This window comes from Enterobacter sp. R-1.6.2 (assembly GCF_035064085.1).
Classification (GTDB): domain Bacteria; phylum Pseudomonadota; class Gammaproteobacteria; order Enterobacterales; family Enterobacteriaceae; genus Enterobacter; species Enterobacter asburiae_B.
On the sequence record NZ_JASEYI010000024.1, the window covers coordinates 39,838 to 56,920 of the forward strand.

The window sequence follows — 17,083 nt, forward strand, 5'->3', positions numbered from 1 at the left end:
CGTAAGGTATCCAGGTGAATATTCAGGCTCTTCTCTCCGAAAAAGTCAGTCAGGCACTGATTGCCGCAGGCGCACCTGCGGATTGCGAACCGCAGGTTCGTCAGTCAGCAAAAGTACAGTTTGGCGACTATCAGGCTAATGGCGTGATGGCAGTGGCTAAAAAACTGGGCATGCCGCCGCGACAGCTCGCTGAGCAGGTACTGACGCATCTGGATCTTTCCGGCATTGCCAGCAAAACCGAAATCGCCGGTCCGGGCTTTATCAACATCTTCCTTGAGCCTGCATTCCTGGCAAGCCACGTTGACGCGGCCCTGAAATCTGACCGTCTGGGCGTTTCCCAGCCGGAGGCGCAGACCGTCGTGATCGACTACTCTGCGCCGAACGTGGCGAAAGAGATGCACGTTGGCCACCTGCGCTCCACCATCATCGGTGATGCCGCGGTGCGCACGCTCGAGTTCCTCGGTCACAAGGTGATCCGCGCGAACCACGTGGGCGACTGGGGTACCCAGTTCGGCATGCTGATTGCTTACCTGGAAAAACAGCAGCAGGAAAACGCGGGTGAAATGGCGCTGGCGGACCTGGAAGGGTTCTACCGCGAAGCCAAAAAACACTACGACGAAGACGAAGCCTTTGCCGAGCGCGCGCGCAGCTACGTGGTTAAACTGCAGGGTGGCGACCAATACTTCCTCGAGATGTGGCGCAAGCTTGTCGACATAACCATGTCGCAGAACCAGCTGACCTATAACCGTCTGAACGTCACCCTGACCCGTGACGACGTGATGGGTGAAAGCCTCTATAACCCAATGCTGCCCGGCATTGTGGCTGACCTGAAAGCGAAAAACCTGGCGGTAGAGAGCGAAGGCGCAACGGTGGTGTTCCTTGATGAGTATAAAAACAAGGAAGGTGAACCGATGGGCGTGATCATCCAGAAAAAGGATGGCGGCTACCTCTACACCACCACTGACATCGCCTGTGCGAAATACCGTTACGAGACGCTGCATGCTGACCGCGTGCTGTACTACATCGACTCCCGTCAGCACCAGCACCTGATGCAGGCGTGGACCATCGTGCGTAAAGCCGGTTACGTGCCGGATTGCGTGCCGCTGGAACACCACATGTTCGGCATGATGCTGGGTAAAGACGGCAAGCCGTTCAAAACCCGTGCGGGCGGTACCGTGAAGCTGTCCGACCTGCTGGACGAAGCGCTGGAACGCGCCCGCCGTCTGGTGGCTGAAAAGAACCCGGACATGTCTGCCGATGAGCTGGAAAAACTGGCCAACGCCGTGGGTATCGGTGCGGTGAAATACGCGGATCTCTCCAAGAACCGTACCACCGACTATATCTTCGACTGGGATAACATGCTGGCGTTTGAGGGCAACACGGCGCCTTACATGCAGTATGCCTACACCCGCGTGCTCTCGGTGTTCCGTAAGGCGAACATTGATGAAAACGTACTGGCGAATGCGACAGTGACCATCACGGAAGATCGTGAAGCACAGCTGGCGGCGCGCCTGCTGCAGTTTGAAGAGACGCTGACGGTTGTCGCGCGTGACGGCACGCCGCACGTGATGTGTGCTTACCTGTACGATCTGGCGGGTCTGTTCTCCGGCTTCTACGAGCACTGCCCTATTCTGTCTGCGGAAAACGAATCGGTCCGCAACAGCCGCCTGAAGCTGGCGCAGCTCACGGCGAAGACCCTGAAGCTGGGTCTGGATACCCTGGGTATCGAAACCGTAGAACGCATGTAATACAAAAAACCCGGCGCAAGCCGGGTTTTGTTTTGTAGCCCCGGTAAGCGCAGCGCCACCGGGGATATCCGCAGGTTCAAAAGTATTTCCGCAAATACTCCGTCAGACACAGTATCGCCATCGCCTGCCCGTACGGCATCGACGTCAGCGGGATCTGGCGATAAAACTCAAGATCGCTGCCCATGCCCGTGCCGAACGACGTTTGCAACAGCTCGCCTTCCGGCGAAATATTTTTGACGATACCGCGAATCGCTTTTTCTGCCACTTCGGCATACTCCGCGCCAACGTAGCGCTTGCGCACGGCTTTCAGAATACCGTAGGCAAACCCTGCCGTGGCGGACGCCTCAAGATAAGAATGTGGATCGTCGAGCAGCGTATGCCAGAGCCCGCTGTCGTCCTGATATTTCGCCAGCGCGGCAATCTGCGCATTCAATACCTGCACCAGGTAGCGGCGCACGGCGCTGTTTTCCGGCAGATCCACAAGCTCAAGGAAGTCCGGGATCGCGATGGTGAGCCAGCTGTTGCCGCGCGCCCAGCGGGCACGGGCAAAGTTATGGTTGCCGTCGTAGCTCCAGCCGTGGAACCACAGCCCGGTCTCCCGGTCCATCAGGTTCTGCACGTGCAGCAGGAACTGATACACCGCCTCTTCAACGTATTCCGGTTTGTTGAGCAGCTTGCCGATTTTCGCCAGCGGCAGCACCGTCATCATCAGCGTGTCATCCCACATCTGTTGATGGTTTTCTTCCGCCAGGGTGATGTGCTGCATCCCGCCGTGTTCCGTACGCGGCATCTCGGCCATCGCCCATTCCGCCCAGCTTTCCAGCCACGGCCGCCAGGCCTGATTTTTGGTCTCTTCGTAGCGATAAGCCAGCGTCAGGAACGGCGACATGGTATTCACGTTTTTGGTGGTCGCGCCTTCCGCAAAGCGGTCGGCAAACCAGCTGTCGATGATGTCTCGCATACCTTCGTCGCCGGTCTGGCAGTAATATTGCCAGATACCGTACAGGCCAACGCCGTGCGTCCACTCCCATCCGGCCCAGCCTTTAGTGTCGATCACGCGCCCGTCGTCCAGCCGCAGCAAAAATTCACCCGTTTTGTCGTGGATATTGACCAGGCTATGCGTCACCTTTTGAATCAGCGATTTCAGTTCGTCCCGGGCGATAAAGCGCTCTGGCTGACGTAATAACGGGCTATGTTTGACAGGCCAAACTTTCATCATCTTAACCTCTGTTGTATGTCGAATTCAGTACCGCGCGATCCTTCAGCGAGGGTGCCGCTGGCTTATTGCGATTCAGATAACCGATGTTGTTATTGCCCCACAGTGACTCATAAGGCATACCGGCCAGCATCTCGACGGTGGCGCGGGCGTGTGGCGTCGCTGACTCAGGCATCGCATGACCACACTCACGCATTTTCGCGGTCTCCTCGCGCAGCGTGCTGTGGGTCTGCAAATTGAGCCTGAAGCGCAGGGAAACGAGGAAGCCGCAGAACAGCACCAGGATCGTGCCCACGCTCAGGATAGTCAAAATGGTGTGGCTCACTTCCGCAGGCTGCACTTTCTGGCCGCTGACAAAGCCGGACATCTGCATCACGATGCCCACCAGCATCACCGCACCGGCCTGTGACGCCTTACGGGTCAGGGTCATGATGCCCGCGAAGATCCCTTCGCGGCGCTGGCCGGTGATCGCTTCATCCACGTCAGCAATGTAGGTATAGGTGTTCCACGGCACGTAGTTGATACCGCCGCGACCGAGACCGGCAACCGCTGAGATCAGCAACAGCAGAGCGTAGACGTCGCTCAGGCCCGCGTAATAGAGCATGGCGTAAGAGAGAGAGGCCAGACCAAACAGCACCACGACCATGCGGTAGGACGGTGCAGGCCCGAAACGGATGCACAGCGGGATCATGGCGATAACCGCAAAGAACTGGAAAATAGCCATCGTGCCCAGCAGATTGGACGCCATTGACGCTTCCTGCATCAACACGAACACCACGTAGTAGGTGAATACCGCATTAAACACGTCCTGCGCGATATAGCCGCCAAGGTACATGCCCAGATGCTGACGGAAAATCTTGATGCGCAGCGTGGAGCTTAACTCAACGATCAGGCGATTGAGGCTCTGCCCCAGCGTCAGCTTCTTCTTCTCTTCTTCAGCACGCAGCGCCGCTTCTGACCACTCTTCGCGCGGGCGTTCCCAGGTAAAGAACCAGACGAAGGTTAGCATCAGGGCGCAGAGCAAGGAGAAGACCAGGCTTGCGTAGAAGAAGGAGATGGCGTTTTCTTTCCCGAAGTGGGTTAACAGGATCCCCGGCAGGAAGGAGGCCAGAATGGCGGACATCTGCGCCATTGAGATACGCGCCCCGGAGAACTTGGTTTTCTGTTTAAAGTCATCGGTCATTTCCGGTACCAGCGTTTCGTACGGCACCAGAATCATGGTGTAGACAATATCAAACACCAGATAGGTCAGCAGGTAGTACCAGAAGCTCATGTCCCCAACCCACATCAGCGAGTAGCTGAACACGCACGGAATTCCCAGCAGGATAAAAAACTTACGACGGCCGAAGCGCTTACCGAGCCAGGTCGTCCCAAAGTTATCGGTTAAAAAGCCCATTAACGGGCTAACGACGGCATCCAGCACCCTTGCAGCGGCAAAGATAAACGTTGCTTCGATCGGTGAGAGCCCGCAGAAGGTGGTATAAAAATATAAAAGCCAGGCCGCCGTCAGGGCGGTGGTACCCGCCCCGAGGAAATCGCCTGACCCGTAAGCGAGATAATTTGCGAGCCCAATTTTACGTGTTCTCATTGCCGTCACCCCTAATCAGTTTTGGGAGACTCCCTGCAAGCAAGCGTCTTCCGGGAGCTTTTATACGGCTACAGTAAATGCATCGACCGGTTGATACCTTTCTGTTTCTGCCATCGCTAAGAGGGTCAATGGCAATAATGCAAAGAGTACCGTCACGCGCGTCACTGATTTATAAAACAGCGTTTCTATTTGATCAAAAGGTGAGGTCAGTTTTGAGAGCCAGCCATCAAAATTGCTGATGGCTGGTGAAAAGGCAGGGTGTTAGCGGTAGTTCACGATGACAGAATTACTCTGTACTTTCAGCGCCGGGATTAAACGTCCCCCGCCCGGCACTTCCCAGATGAAACGCAAAGGTTCAATGGCCGGTACGCCGTTGAACGCCTGCGTCGTGCCATTTTCGCCATCGATTTCCGTGCAGCGCGTCTGAGAACAGAGGCGCACCCGCAGCCCTGCGGGCGTTGGGCCAATCAGCCGGTAATTCCAGACCACAAGGCCCATCTGACCGGACACGCCTTCAGAAGGCGACAGCGGGTTAGATGACATAGCAACGCCCCGGTTGCTGAGGGTCACTCCCATGCTGCTTGCCTGCCAGGTGCCTTCCCCGGCAGCGTGCGCCGCCAGCGGGAAGAACAAAATCCAGAGCCATTTACGCATTATTTTCCTCCAATCGTCGCAGTCATGCGGATGTGACGGTTATCCGACAGCTCCATATTCGACAGCACGACCAGCTGGTTCAGGCTACGACGCAGGAAGCGCGACAGCAGCGGACGCAGCGCATGGTTCACCAGCAGCACCGGCGGCGCGCCCAGCATCTCCTGGCGCGCCAGCGCCTCCTGCGTTTGCGCCAGCAGACGGTCCGCCAGGCCCGGCTCCAGGCCGCCCCCGCCCTGCAGGGCCTGCAGTAGCAGGCGTTCAAGCGGCGTATCGAGGCCAATGACCTGCACTTCTCCGGTTCCCGGGAACCACTGCTGGGTGATCGCACGACCCAGCGCCACACGTACCACCGCCGTCAGCTCGTGCGGATCGCTTTGTATCGGCGCATGCTCGGCAAGGGTTTCGAGAATGGTGCGCATATCGCGGATCGGCACTTTCTCTTCGAGCAGGTTTTGCAGCACCTTGTGCAGCGTGGTTAAAGTCACCACGCCCGGGACCAGATCTTCCGTCAGCTTCGGCATCTCCTGCGTGACGCGGTCAAGCAGCTGCTGCGCTTCCTGACGGCCAAACAGCTCTGCCGAGAATTGCCCGATCAGGTGATTAAGATGGGTCGCCACCACGGTACTGGCTTCAACAACCGTATATCCCTGGATTTGCGCCTGCTCTTTCAGGGCACTTTCAATCCAGATAGCGGCCAGGCCAAAGGCTGGATCGATGGTTTGCTCGCCCGGCAGCGTGCCCGCGGCGGTACCGGGGTTAATCGCCAGCCAGCGGCCCGGATAGGCATCACCGCTGCCAATTTCGACCCCTTTCATCAGAATGCGATAGCGCGCGGGCGGCAGGTCCATATTGTCGCGGATGTGTACAACCGGCGGCAGGAAGCCCATATCCTGGGCGAATTTTTTACGGATACTGCGGATACGGCCAAGCAGCTCGCCGTCCTGCTGGAAATCGACCATCGGAATCAGGCGATAGCCTACTTCCATTCCCAGAGAATCTTCCAGCTGAACGTCGTTCCAGGTCGCTTCGACGGCTTGGGTGTTCTCCGGCATTTTTACCTGAACAGGTTCCGCTGCCGGTTTGATTTCACGGCCACGCATCCACCAGGCAAGCCCCAGCAGACCCGCCGTAAACAGCAGGAATACCAGGTTTGGCATCCCCGGCACCAGGCCGAGCAAACCCAGAACGGCAGCGGCCAGCAGCATAACGCGCGGGTTGCTGAAGAGCTGGCCCACCATCTGCTCGCCAACGTCCTGATCGGTACTCACGCGGGTCACAATCACACCCGCCGCAGTAGAGATAACCAGCGCCGGGATCTGCGCAACCAGACCGTCACCAATGGTCAGCAGCGTATAGCTTTCCGCCGCGTGGCCCATGTCCATCCCGTGCTGCAATACCCCCACCAGCAGGCCGCCGACCACGTTAATCACCATGATCAGAATGCCCGCGATGGCGTCACCGCGCACAAACTTGCTCGCACCGTCCATGGAGCCGTAGAAGTCCGCCTCCTGCGTCACTTCCGAACGGCGTTTTTTGGCTTCATCTTCGGCGATAAGGCCGGCGTTCAGATCGGCGTCGATCGCCATCTGCTTGCCCGGCATCCCGTCCAGCACAAAACGCGCGCCCACTTCCGCGATACGCCCTGCACCTTTGGTGATAACCATAAAGTTGATGATAACGAGGATAACGAACACCACGATACCGATAGCGAAATTGCCGCCTACCAGGAAGTGGCCGAACGCCTCCACCACTTTACCTGCCGCTGCCGCACCGGTGTGACCTTCCATCAGGATGATACGCGTGGACGCCACGTTCAGCGCCAGTCGGAGCAAGGTGGTAAACAGCAGAATGGTCGGGAACGCGGCAAACTCCAGGGTACGCTGGGTGAACATCGCCACCAGCAGCACCATAATGGACAGCGCAATATTGAAAGTGAAAAGCAGATCGAGGATGAATGCCGGGAGCGGCAGTACCATCATCGACAGAATTAGCAGGATCAGAATCGGCCCGGCAAGGATTTGCCATTGGGTCGATTTCAGGTTGCCGGGCAGGCGCAACATTGCCACCAGATTAGCCATCAGTGTCCTTCTCGTTCATAAAATCCAGCGCGGCAGGCACCGGAAGGTTTTCAGGTTTCACAGGCCGCTGACCGCCAGCCAGACGCCAGCGCTTCAACTGCCACACCCAGGCCAGCACTTCCGCCACGGCGGCGTAAAGTTGTCCCGGGATCTGTTGTCCGATATCCGCATGGCGGTACAGGGCACGCGCCAGCGGAGGGGCTTCCAGAATCGGCACGCGGTTTTCAGTGCCAATTTCCCGGATACGCAGTGCGATCAGCCCCGCCCCTTTCGCAACGACTTTCGGCGCGCTCATTTTGTTTTCGTCATAGCGCAGCGCAACGGAATAGTGTGTCGGGTTGGTGACGATGACGTCGGCCTTCGGCACATCGTCCATCATCCGACGACGGGCGGCGGCACGCTGCATCTGGCGGATACGCCCTTTTACGTGCGGGTCACCTTCCATCTGCTTATATTCGTCACGGATATCCTGACGCGACATGCGCAGCTTTTTGAAGTGGGTATAAAGCTGGAAGATCACGTCAAAACCCACCATCGGGATAATGCTGAGCACCACCAGCAGCGCGCAGAGCCCGACCAGATTCAGCGCGTTGCTCATCGCGGTGAGCGGCGATTCGCTGATAAGACGCATCATTTCCGGCCAGTGGTACCAGAGGTAAAAGCCTGCGGAACTGCCCATCAGCACCGATTTGAGAACGGCTTTGAGCAGCTCAGCCCCGGTCTGCGCAGAGAACATTTTCGCGATACCCGGCAGCGGGTTCAGTTTGGAAAATTTCGGTTGCAGCGATTTGGCACTAAAAACCAGGCCGCCGAGCATCACCGGAGAGACCAGCGCGACCAGCACGACCCCGGTTATCAGGGGCAGCAGCGCGACCATGGCCCCTTTAATAAGCTGAATAATCTGGCTGAGGATCAGATTCGGATCGTTGACCATGCTGTGGTCAAAACGTAAGCCGGTGGACAACATTCCCGCCAGCTTGCGGGCGAGCGACTCCCCGCCCCACCAGATAATGCACACCCCTACGATAAGGATCAGCAGGGAGGTCAATTCTCGGGATCGGGGGATCTGCCCTTCCTCACGCGCTTTTTCTAGTCGGTGGGGTGTGGGGGCTTCCGTTTTGTCGTCGTTCTCTTCTGCCACAGTGCATGCTCAGCCCATTACGTCACGGGTATCATGCCAGCACCGCCTTTCATCAATGGGCTGAAAAACCCCTATAACCGGGTCTTTTTATCCTGTTTAAGCCCCCACTCTGCAATTCGGGCTAGGGAAAAAAGGGTAAGGAATGTTCGAACGAACATTCTCCAGCTTTTGTGATGTGTTTCATATTACAAAATGAATTAAGCGCAGTTTTAAAGAACATTTGCTCTAAAACATCCCGAAAAAAAATTAACATAACCGTCGATTTTAACTACCTGGTATTGCAGGAATGATATAACTATGTAAATTCAATAATTCACAGCAATCGAAACCATATAAATCATTCCCCCACATAATCCAAAAATGGATAAATCTATATAACATTAATCCTGAGACTACCTTACCAGCAGAAAATTAAATGTTATAATTTCATACGACATAATTTACTTTTCACCAGAAAGCAAAATGTATGCCAGATATTTCTTTTTACTTAAAGGGACATTTAATATGGATTTCAAAAAGAATATTATTGCGGGCTTAGCCCTTGCAACACTGTCGATGAATGGTTTCGCCGCAGAAATGAATGCTGGCACAATTCATTTCACGGGTGAAATTATCGAATCAAGCTGCACCATTCAGGGTGACGACGGCACGGACAGTACTATACCACTGGGTACCTATCCTACATCATTGTTTAATACCGTTGGGAAGGAGACCGCACTTACGGAGTTCTCCATTACGCTGGCGAACTGCCCGTTAACAAGCGCTGGGCTTCCGGCTGTTCAGCTGACCTTTAACGGCCCAACGACCCTGACCAAGACCAAAACGCTGCTGGACGTCAGTAAAATTACCACCACGGGCGAAACCGCGGCCACCGGTATCGGCATTGCCGTCAGCCCGGCGGGTAAAGATGATAAGCTCATCACGATGGATGGCGCTGAAGGGCAAATCTATATCGAACTGGCGACAAAATCCGAAGATACGATTAAAGCTGATTTTAATGCCCGCTATAAATCATTTGCAGATGCGGTTACCGCCGGTCCAGCAGATGCTGATATGACGGTAAATATTCTTTACCGTTAATAATCGTATTACTGATATTCATAATATATATATTTAGGCGTCATGACGTTTAAGGAGTCATGATCTGATAATAGTCCGGACTCGGACTATTATCATTTCCCCTTAACCTCCTTTATTAAAGGTTTCACCATGCGCATTTTACTCCAGGTCTTATTATGCATTCCTGTTATTGCGAGCACCTTTTGTCACGCAGCAGGTATTCAGATCGGTCGCACACGCATAATCTACGATGCCGCGAAAAAGGAAGTTGCCCTGCCCTTACAAAATAATGATAAAGAGCTTCCATGGTTAATACAGTCATGGACGGATACAGGTGATGGTAAAACGCACGGACCGTTTATCGTGACACCGCCTCTCTTTCGGCTCGATCCGCAAAAAGAGCAAAGCCTGCGTATTACCTGGAACGGGACAACCTTAGCAGGCGATAAAGAGTCTCTGTTCTATATGAACGTACGAACCGTTCCTGCCACGGCTACGGATGAGGGAGACAAAAACGTCCTGCGGTTAATCTATAAAACGCGTCTGAAACTGTTCTGGCGCCCTGTCGGACTGAGCGGTACGCCCTCTGAATCCTGCAAAAACCTGCGCTTCGCGCGTCATGGTCAACAGCTCACTGTCATCAACGAGGGGGCGTTCTACAGCGTCTTTGATTCACTTGCGCTGGGAGTGCACAAAGTGGAGAAAGCCGACATGGTTGCCCCTAAATTCCACGCTGACATTCCTCTCCCTGACAATGCTCAGGGGACGAGCGTCACCTGGCGCTGCATAACCGATTATGGCAATGCTTCCGAAAAATACACCGCCACCCTGGCGCAGGATTAAAAAACCGCGATGATGACAGGACGTAATGATATGTCATACGAGCGGCTCTTTAGACCGAATCCGCTACTTCGCTGCCTTGGCGGTGTCTTGCTCATCGCGAGCTTCTCGACGCTGGCCCGTGAGTATCGTTTCTCACCCTCATCGCTTGAAGGAGACATGCTGGCCCAGCAGGATATCGACCTTTCACTCTTTTCAAAGTCGAATGCTCAGCTACCCGGCACCTATTCTTCACGAGTGCAGGTGAACGAACACCGCCTGAGCACCACCAGTATCGCTTACGTCAGCTCCCCGGAAGGGTCACTGATACCGCAGCTCACACCGGATATGCTGCGGGCATGGGGGGTTGCTATCGACCAGTATCCCGCCTTGCTTGCGTTACCCGCCAATAAGGCTTTGCCTAAAGATATCAGCAACTATATCCCCCAGGCCTCCGCGCGGCTTGATTTTTCAAACATGACATTAGCGTTGAGTATTCCTCAGGCCTCGTTAAGAAGTACCGGTCGCGATTACATCGATCCTTCGCGCTGGGACGACGGTGTTCCCGTGTTGTTCAGTGACTACGCTTTCTCAGGATCAAAAAATAAGGAGAGCGGCGACAACAGCGCCACCAGTCAGTATCTGAATTTGCGCACCGGCGCCAACATGGGTGGCTGGCGAGTGCGCAACTATTCAACGTGGAGCAATTCAGAGAATGAAAACCTGTGGGAAAACATCAATACCTTCCTCCAGCATGACGTTGACGCCCTCAAGGCACAGTTCACGGCCGGAGAAAGCAACACGCGGGGCGAGGTATTTGATAGCTTACAGTACCGGGGCGTTAACCTTGCGTCGGATGAAGAGATGCTTCCCTACAGCCAACGCGGCTATGCCCCTGTCATACGCGGCATCGCCAGTTCAAATGCGGAAGTCTCGGTGCGCCAGAATGGCTACCTCATCTATCAGCAAAATGTCGCGCCGGGCGCGTTCGAAATCGACGATCTCTACTCCACGACCAACAGCGGCGATCTGGACGTTACGGTGAAAGAAGCTGACGGCACCGAGCATCGCTTTACGCAGCCCTACTCCAGTATCGCGGTTATGCTGCGGCCTGGGCATATGAAGTACGAAATGACAGCAGGCCGTTATCGTGCTGAAAGCGGGAGCGACCAAAAGGAACCCGACTTTTTCCAGGGAAGCATGATTTACGGTTTAAATAACCTTCTCACCTGGTTTGGAGGGCTGACGCTCTCGAAAGACTATAACGCAGCCAATACCGGTGCCGGTCTGGCGCTCGGGCCGCTGGGCTCGCTGTCCGCTGACGTTACCATGGCCGATACCCGGCTAGACGATAACAGCCAGCATACCGGCCAGTCATGGCGTTTGCTTTATACCGGTAAGCTGGATTCGACCGATACCAACTTCAGCCTCGGCAGCTACCGATACTCCAGCCGCGGGTATTACAGCTTTGCCGACGCCAACCAGAAGCATGACGGCCACGATGACGATCTGCTGTTTCGTTACAATAAACGCAACCGCATTCAGGCCAGCGTTAGCCAAACCGTTGCTGGGGTAAGTCTGTATCTTAACGGTTATCAGCAGGATTACTGGGGCACCTCTAAAAAAGAGCGCAACCTGTCTCTGGGATTCAATACCGTTGTTGCCGGCACGAGCTATCACATTGCCTATACGTACAGCAAAACCAACGGCGACGAGTCTGACAGGATGGTCTCTTTGGGATTTAGCATTCCTCTCGCCAGATGGCTGCCACGCGCCTGGAGTAGCTATAACATCAGCAACACTAAAAATGGCTATACGCGGCAAAACGTGGGCCTCAGCGGCACGCTTCTGGAGGATGAGCGTCTGAGCTACTCGTTGCAGCAGAGCCACTCCAACCACGACGGGGAAGATATCAGCAGCGTCTATGGCAGCTACCGCTCGCAGTACGCCAATCTGACCGCCGGATATTACGCTTCCACCGATCACTCTCAGCAGCTTAACTACGGCATTAGCGGCGGTATTGTTGCCCATCCTCAGGGCATCACGCTGGCTCAACCTTTAGGAAGCCAGTTTGCTATCGTCAACGCCAACGATGCTTCCGGCGTCCGTTTCCTGAACCAGCGGGGTATTCAGACCGACTGGCAGGGTAACGCAGTCATTCCATCGCTCACTCCGTACCAGGAGAACAATATTCGTATTGATACCTCGAGCCTGCCGGAAAATGTGGACAGCAGCGATACCGCCATCACCGTCATTCCCTCGCGCAACGCGGCAGTTCTGGCCAGATTTGACGCCCACACAGGCTACCGGATGCTGGTCACCCTGAAGCGTCCAAACGGTCTCCCCGTTCCGTTCGGCGCCATCGCGACCAGTAGCGACCCGGTGATGAGCGGCATTGTCGATGAAACCAGCACCGTCTATCTGGCAGGCATTGGAGAGACCGCGCAGCTCACCGTGAAATGGGGCAACGGCATGGGCCAACAGTGCCGCGCCAGCATTACGCAACAGTCAGCTAACCAAACCGAAAGCCCTAACGGTATTCGCTCGGTTAGCGAGCTTTGTCAGCAGGAATAAGCACATGACAACTATACTCACGAAACGGGCCGTCTGGGCTTCATTGGCCACGGCACTGAGCCTGACCGCAACCAGCCCGAGCATGGCCGCGACTTTACTTCATGACTGCTTCGGTGCGCCGCAAGCCTACACCACGACGTTCGATCATGAGTTTTCGTCCAGCGAAAATATCGCCAATCATGACTATGATGTGCCAAATCATCTGGTCGGCAATGGCCCGGTGATAGTGGCCAACTGCAGCTGTCCCGGGAATATATTTTCTTCGAGCATGGTTTATGAAAAAACCTTCGCCGGAAGCCCGTTGAAACCGGGAACAAGCGGATACGGCTATTTGACAGAAAAGATCGATGCCGATATCACCGCCTATGCGGATGCAATCAACTCTCCGGACGGCACTTCTTTGACCCCGATAGCTGTCAATGAATACCCGACGTCCAGAGCTAATATGCGTAACACTAGCGAGAATGCACTCGCCAAAACGGAGGGAGATGCCAACGTTTGCAGTAGTGGCACCCAGCCGAGCAACGCCGCTACAGTAAAGCGTAATTTCCGCTGGAACGTCGTTGCGATCCTGCTTCACATTAAAAAACCCATCCTGGGTCAAGAGGTGATCCCTTCGACGATCGTCGCGCAAAACTATGCCTGTCTTTATTTCGGCTCGGGGGGAAGCTGCGATCCCGGGCAGGCAGATCAGGTCTCTGATATCTGGTTTAGCGGCACGCTTTCTGCGCCGCTAAGCTGCGTTATCAACGAAGGCAGCACTATTGAGGTTGAGTTCGGCAGCATTGTCAGCAAGCAATTCGTCATCAAGGGGCAACCGCCAAAACGTTATGCCATCAAAAACGTTGATATTGCCTATCACTGTGATGATAACGCAGTGGGAAACACGGACCGGATAAAGCTCACGCTGACCGCAGATCAGGGGGTCGCGGACAGCAGTACGCCGTACATTGCAAAACTTCTGGACAGGGACGACCTCGGGGTGCGTGTATATGATGAACACAGTCAGAACGTCGCGCTGGACGGGACCTATGAGTTTCCGGTGACGATGGACGCGCAGGGAAACGGTGTGGTCAAAATTCAGGCTGTACCGGTCAGCACGACCAATGCCTCTCCGGCCCCGGGCCGCTTTGAAGGTAACGTGACGGTGAAGATGGATCTTCGCTAACCGAACTACCCTCAGGTTGACGCCGCAGCCTGAGGGTAATCAGAACAATCAGAAGCCGAGGCTGTCCAGCAGATCGTCGACCTGATCCTGGCTTGCCACAACGCCCGCCTTGCTGGCGTCGAGCTGTGGACCGTTGAGCAGGCTTTCGTTCTCGCGTTTTGGACGGGCTGCCGGTTCAGGGATGTTCTCCAGCAGAACCATCAGCAGCTGACGCTCAATCTCCTGAATAACATCCATCATGCGCTTGATCACCTGACCGGTCAGGTCCTGGAAATCCTGCGCCATCATGATGTCCAGCAGCTGGGCGTTGGTGAAGCTGGTGTGCCCCGGCACATCACCCAGGTACTGACGGGTATCCGTCACCAGCTCGCGGGCATCCGCCAGCTCGATAGGGTTCTCAAACCACTCGTCCCAGCGTTTGCTCAGCGCTTTCGCCCCCTTTTCCATCGCATCCTGGTGCGGCTGTGACGCTTCAACGCTGTTCAGCGCACGTTCCGCGGCCTGAGCGGTCATCTGCACAACATAGTCCAGACGATCGCGGGCATCAGGAATGGCTTCCGCCGCTTCGGCAATCGCCTGATCCAGACCCAGCTCACGCAGGCTGTCACGCAGCATGCGCGTCAGGCTGCCGATGCGAACGATAATATCGCTCGGCGAGTGTTCTTCAACGGGTTTCATAGCAGGTTGCAACATTTCCATCACCTCACATGCCGAGTTTCTCGAAGATCTTACCGAGCTTCTCTTCCAGGGTTGCCGCGGTGAATGGCTTCACCACATAGCCGCTTGCGCCCGCCTGTGCAGCGGCAATGATGTTCTCTTTTTTCGCTTCTGCAGTAACCATCAGAACCGGCATAGACGCCATTCCGGCATCGGCACGAATGGTTTTCAGCAGTTCCAGACCGTCCATGTTTGGCATGTTCCAGTCGGAGATAACAAAACCAAACCCGCCAGCCTGCAGTTTGTTCAGCGCATCAACGCCGTCTTCTGCTTCTTCAACGTTGTTGAAGCCCAGCTCTTTCAGCAGGTTGCGCACGATACGACGCATGGTGGAAAAGTCGTCCACAACCAAAAACTTAAGCTCTTTATCCGCCATAAAATAATACTCCTGAGTCAAATACGTATTGCCTGTCCGGCACTGATTTTCGCCAGCATCTGCTGGCTTACCTGGCTAAGATCGACCACTTCGCTCACGCCACCCATATTGATGGCCTCGCGCGGCATGCCGAACACCACACAACTTGCTTCATTCTGCGCAATCGTCCAGGCGCCAGCCTGGTGCATTGCAAGCATTCCGGCGGCACCATCGTTGCCCATCCCCGTCAGGATCACCCCAACGGCGTTGCGCCCCGCATGTTTCGCCACCGAATGAAACAGCACATCCACCGACGGACGGTGCCGGTTGACCGGCGGTCCGTCATGAATTTTGATTTGATAGTTAGCGCCGCTGCGCGACAGCTCCATATGCTTGTCGCCCGGGGCGATATAGGCATGTCCCGGGAGCACGCGCTCGCCGTCTTCCGCCTCCTTCACGCTGATCTGGCACAGCTTGTTCAGGCGTTCGGCGAACGAACGGGTAAAGCCTGGCGGCATATGCTGAGTGATCAGAATACCCGGACTTGAAAGCGGCAATGGCTGGAGTACATGACGAATTGCCTCTGTTCCTCCGGTTGACGCCCCAATAACCAGCAGTTTTTCCGAGCTGAGTAAGGGACCGGCCTTCAGGGTCGCAGGCGCGGCCAATGGCGTATGGGCAGCAAGCTTCGCCCGCGACGCGGTGCGGATCTTCTCCGCAATCATTTCGCTGTAGGCCAGCATCCCTTCGCGAATGCCGAGCTGCGGTTTGGTGACAAAATCCACCGCCCCCAGCTCCAGCGCGCGCAGGGTGATTTCCGATCCTTTTCCGGTCAGGGAAGAGACCATCACCACCGGCATGGGCCGAAGGCGCATTAATTTTTCGAGGAAATCTATGCCATCCATGCGCGGCATCTCGACATCCAGCGTTAGCACGTCGGGGTTATATTTTTTAATTAAATCCCGCGCTACCAGAGGATCGGGCGCAGTCGCCACCATCTCCATGTCGCTGTGGCTATTGATAATTTCAGTCATGATCTGACGCATCAGCGCTGAATCATCGACAGACAACACCCTGATTTTACTCATGCTTTTTCCTTACTCAGCGCATATACCGTTTGCCCACGCAGGCTAAACTCACGCGCGAGGTTGCTGAAGTTTTCCGAGTGCCCGGCAAACAGTAAACCGTCAGGCTTGAGCAACGGAACAAACCGACGCAAAATGTCCTGTTGCGTCGTTTTATCAAAATAGATCATGACGTTACGGCAAAAAATGGCATCGAACGGCCCCGGCACGTTGTACTGCTTATCCAGCAGGTTAACGGGCGCGAATTCGACGCAGTTCGCCAGCTCCTGGCGTACGCGCACCAGGCCTTCATGCGGGCCCGTGCCGCGCATGAAATAACGCTGCAGCTGCTGCGGCGACAGCGTTTTCAGTTCATCCTGGCGATACACGCCGTTACGCGCCTTCTCCAGCACCTCGGTATCGATATCGCTGGCGTAGACTTTCCAGCGTCCGGGCGTCATGCCCAGGGTGTCAGCAAGGGTGATCGCCAGCGAGTACGGCTCTTCACCCGTCGAGGCGGCCGCGCTCCATACGCGATACTCCCCGGTGCGACGGCGGGCGTGCTCGGCCAGGACCGGGAAGTGGTGAGCTTCACGGAAAAACGCCGTCAGGTTGGTGGTTAACGAGTTAATAAAAGCCTGCCACTCTGCGCTGTTCTGGTTCGCCTCGAGCATGCTCAGATAGCGGCCAAAATCATCCAGCCCCAGCGTACGCAAGCGCCGCACCAGACGGTTGTAGACCATGTCCCGCTTATGATCCGCAAGCACGATCCCCGCACGCTGGTAGATTAACTGACATATCCGACGAAAATGCGCGTCGGACAGCGCGAGGCGCTGTGTCATCTGCAACAATAATGACGTTTGCCCAGGGGGCATTGGTGATGTCATAGCGCCTTCTTAATT

At 55.5% G+C, this 17,083-nt stretch carries 14 protein-coding genes; 5 read left to right on the forward strand and 9 right to left on the reverse strand.

Annotated elements, in window-relative coordinates; all coding sequences use genetic code 11:
• The first annotated feature begins 14 nt into the window (after positions 1-14).
• On the forward strand, positions 15-1,748 hold the full coding sequence (argS, locus tag QMN93_RS21020; RefSeq protein ID WP_033145858.1) for an arginine--tRNA ligase: 1,734 nt from the start codon (positions 15-17) through the stop codon (positions 1,746-1,748).
• Between the two features lie 76 nt (positions 1,749-1,824).
• Here argS and QMN93_RS21025 read toward each other — a convergent pair whose 3' ends face one another.
• The 5 genes from QMN93_RS21025 to flhB form a co-directional block, all read right to left on the reverse strand.
• Positions 1,825-2,964, reverse strand: coding sequence for a glycoside hydrolase family 105 protein (locus QMN93_RS21025; protein ID WP_193139990.1), 1,140 nt, complete (start codon positions 2,962-2,964; stop codon positions 1,825-1,827).
• A gap of 4 nt (positions 2,965-2,968) precedes the next feature.
• On the reverse strand, positions 2,969-4,552 hold the full coding sequence (locus QMN93_RS21030) for an MFS transporter (protein ID WP_039263661.1): 1,584 nt from the start codon (positions 4,550-4,552) through the stop codon (positions 2,969-2,971).
• A 261-nt stretch (positions 4,553-4,813) separates the two neighbouring features.
• Positions 4,814-5,206: a flagellar protein FlhE gene (locus QMN93_RS21035; protein ID WP_033145861.1), complete on the reverse strand. Its 393-nt coding sequence runs from the start codon at positions 5,204-5,206 to the stop codon at positions 4,814-4,816.
• A complete protein-coding gene (flhA, locus tag QMN93_RS21040) occupies positions 5,206-7,284 on the reverse strand; it encodes a flagellar biosynthesis protein FlhA (protein ID WP_033145862.1) in 2,079 nt (692 codons plus the stop codon). The genes QMN93_RS21035 and flhA overlap by 1 nt, the downstream gene beginning before the upstream one ends.
• Positions 7,277-8,425: a flagellar biosynthesis protein FlhB gene (gene flhB / locus QMN93_RS21045; protein ID WP_033145863.1), complete on the reverse strand. Its 1,149-nt coding sequence runs from the start codon at positions 8,423-8,425 to the stop codon at positions 7,277-7,279. Before flhB ends, flhA begins: the two co-directional genes overlap by 8 nt.
• Before the next feature lie 462 nt (positions 8,426-8,887).
• Between flhB and QMN93_RS21050 the strand changes: the two genes are divergently transcribed.
• From QMN93_RS21050 to QMN93_RS21065, 4 genes are all read left to right on the forward strand, one after another.
• Positions 8,888-9,505 carry a fimbrial protein gene (locus tag QMN93_RS21050; RefSeq protein WP_310590834.1) on the forward strand — a complete coding sequence of 206 codons (618 nt, stop codon included), beginning with the start codon at positions 8,888-8,890 and terminating at the stop codon, positions 9,503-9,505.
• Positions 9,506-9,634: 129 nt separating this feature from the next.
• Positions 9,635-10,327, forward strand: coding sequence for a molecular chaperone (locus QMN93_RS21055; RefSeq protein WP_182383748.1), 693 nt, complete (start codon positions 9,635-9,637; stop codon positions 10,325-10,327).
• Positions 10,328-10,357: 30 nt separating this feature from the next.
• Positions 10,358-12,877, forward strand: a complete 2,520-nt coding sequence (locus QMN93_RS21060) for a fimbria/pilus outer membrane usher protein (protein ID WP_193139491.1) — start codon at positions 10,358-10,360, stop codon at positions 12,875-12,877.
• Between the two features lie 4 nt (positions 12,878-12,881).
• Positions 12,882-14,045: a fimbrial protein gene (locus tag QMN93_RS21065; protein ID WP_069303011.1), complete on the forward strand. Its 1,164-nt coding sequence runs from the start codon at positions 12,882-12,884 to the stop codon at positions 14,043-14,045.
• Between the two features lie 48 nt (positions 14,046-14,093).
• On the opposite strand, the gene cheZ is transcribed toward QMN93_RS21065, so the two are convergent.
• Genes cheZ through cheR form a run of 4 tightly spaced genes read right to left on the reverse strand, consistent with a single transcriptional unit; the run spans position 14,094 to position 17,068 of the window.
• Complete coding sequence (gene cheZ / locus QMN93_RS21070) at positions 14,094-14,738, reverse strand: protein phosphatase CheZ (protein ID WP_023312251.1); 645 nt, start codon at positions 14,736-14,738, stop codon at positions 14,094-14,096.
• A 10-nt stretch (positions 14,739-14,748) separates the two neighbouring features.
• Entirely contained in the window at positions 14,749-15,138 is a 390-nt protein-coding gene (cheY, locus tag QMN93_RS21075; RefSeq protein ID WP_008500431.1) for a chemotaxis response regulator CheY, read from the reverse strand.
• A gap of 17 nt (positions 15,139-15,155) precedes the next feature.
• A complete protein-coding gene (locus QMN93_RS21080; protein ID WP_029741783.1) occupies positions 15,156-16,205 on the reverse strand; it encodes a chemotaxis response regulator protein-glutamate methylesterase in 1,050 nt (349 codons plus the stop codon).
• Positions 16,202-17,068, reverse strand: coding sequence for a protein-glutamate O-methyltransferase CheR (gene cheR / locus QMN93_RS21085; RefSeq protein ID WP_023312253.1), 867 nt, complete (start codon positions 17,066-17,068; stop codon positions 16,202-16,204). The genes QMN93_RS21080 and cheR overlap by 4 nt, the downstream gene beginning before the upstream one ends.
• Positions 17,069-17,083: the final 15 nt, after the last annotated feature.

Bases quoted from the DNA above. Each gene is read 5' to 3' on its own strand.
- flhA (WP_033145862.1), bottom strand. From the start codon at position 7,284: ATGGCTAATCTGGTGGCAATGTTGCGCCTGCCCGGCAACCTGAAATCG.
- QMN93_RS21055 (WP_182383748.1), top strand. From the start codon at position 9,635: ATGCGCATTTTACTCCAGGTCTTATTATGCATTCCTGTTATTGCGAGC.
- cheY (WP_008500431.1), bottom strand. From the start codon at position 15,138: ATGGCGGATAAAGAGCTTAAGTTTTTGGTTGTGGACGACTTTTCCACC.
- cheZ (WP_023312251.1), bottom strand. From the start codon at position 14,738: ATGTTGCAACCTGCTATGAAACCCGTTGAAGAACACTCGCCGAGCGAT.
- QMN93_RS21025 (WP_193139990.1), bottom strand. From the start codon at position 2,964: ATGAAAGTTTGGCCTGTCAAACATAGCCCGTTATTACGTCAGCCAGAG.
- QMN93_RS21060 (WP_193139491.1), top strand. From the start codon at position 10,358: ATGTCATACGAGCGGCTCTTTAGACCGAATCCGCTACTTCGCTGCCTT.
- QMN93_RS21035 (WP_033145861.1), bottom strand. From the start codon at position 5,206: ATGCGTAAATGGCTCTGGATTTTGTTCTTCCCGCTGGCGGCGCACGCT.
- QMN93_RS21080 (WP_029741783.1), bottom strand. From the start codon at position 16,205: ATGAGTAAAATCAGGGTGTTGTCTGTCGATGATTCAGCGCTGATGCGT.
- QMN93_RS21065 (WP_069303011.1), top strand. From the start codon at position 12,882: ATGACAACTATACTCACGAAACGGGCCGTCTGGGCTTCATTGGCCACG.
- cheR (WP_023312253.1), bottom strand. From the start codon at position 17,068: ATGACATCACCAATGCCCCCTGGGCAAACGTCATTATTGTTGCAGATG.
- QMN93_RS21050 (WP_310590834.1), top strand. From the start codon at position 8,888: ATGTATGCCAGATATTTCTTTTTACTTAAAGGGACATTTAATATGGAT.
- QMN93_RS21030 (WP_039263661.1), bottom strand. From the start codon at position 4,552: ATGAGAACACGTAAAATTGGGCTCGCAAATTATCTCGCTTACGGGTCA.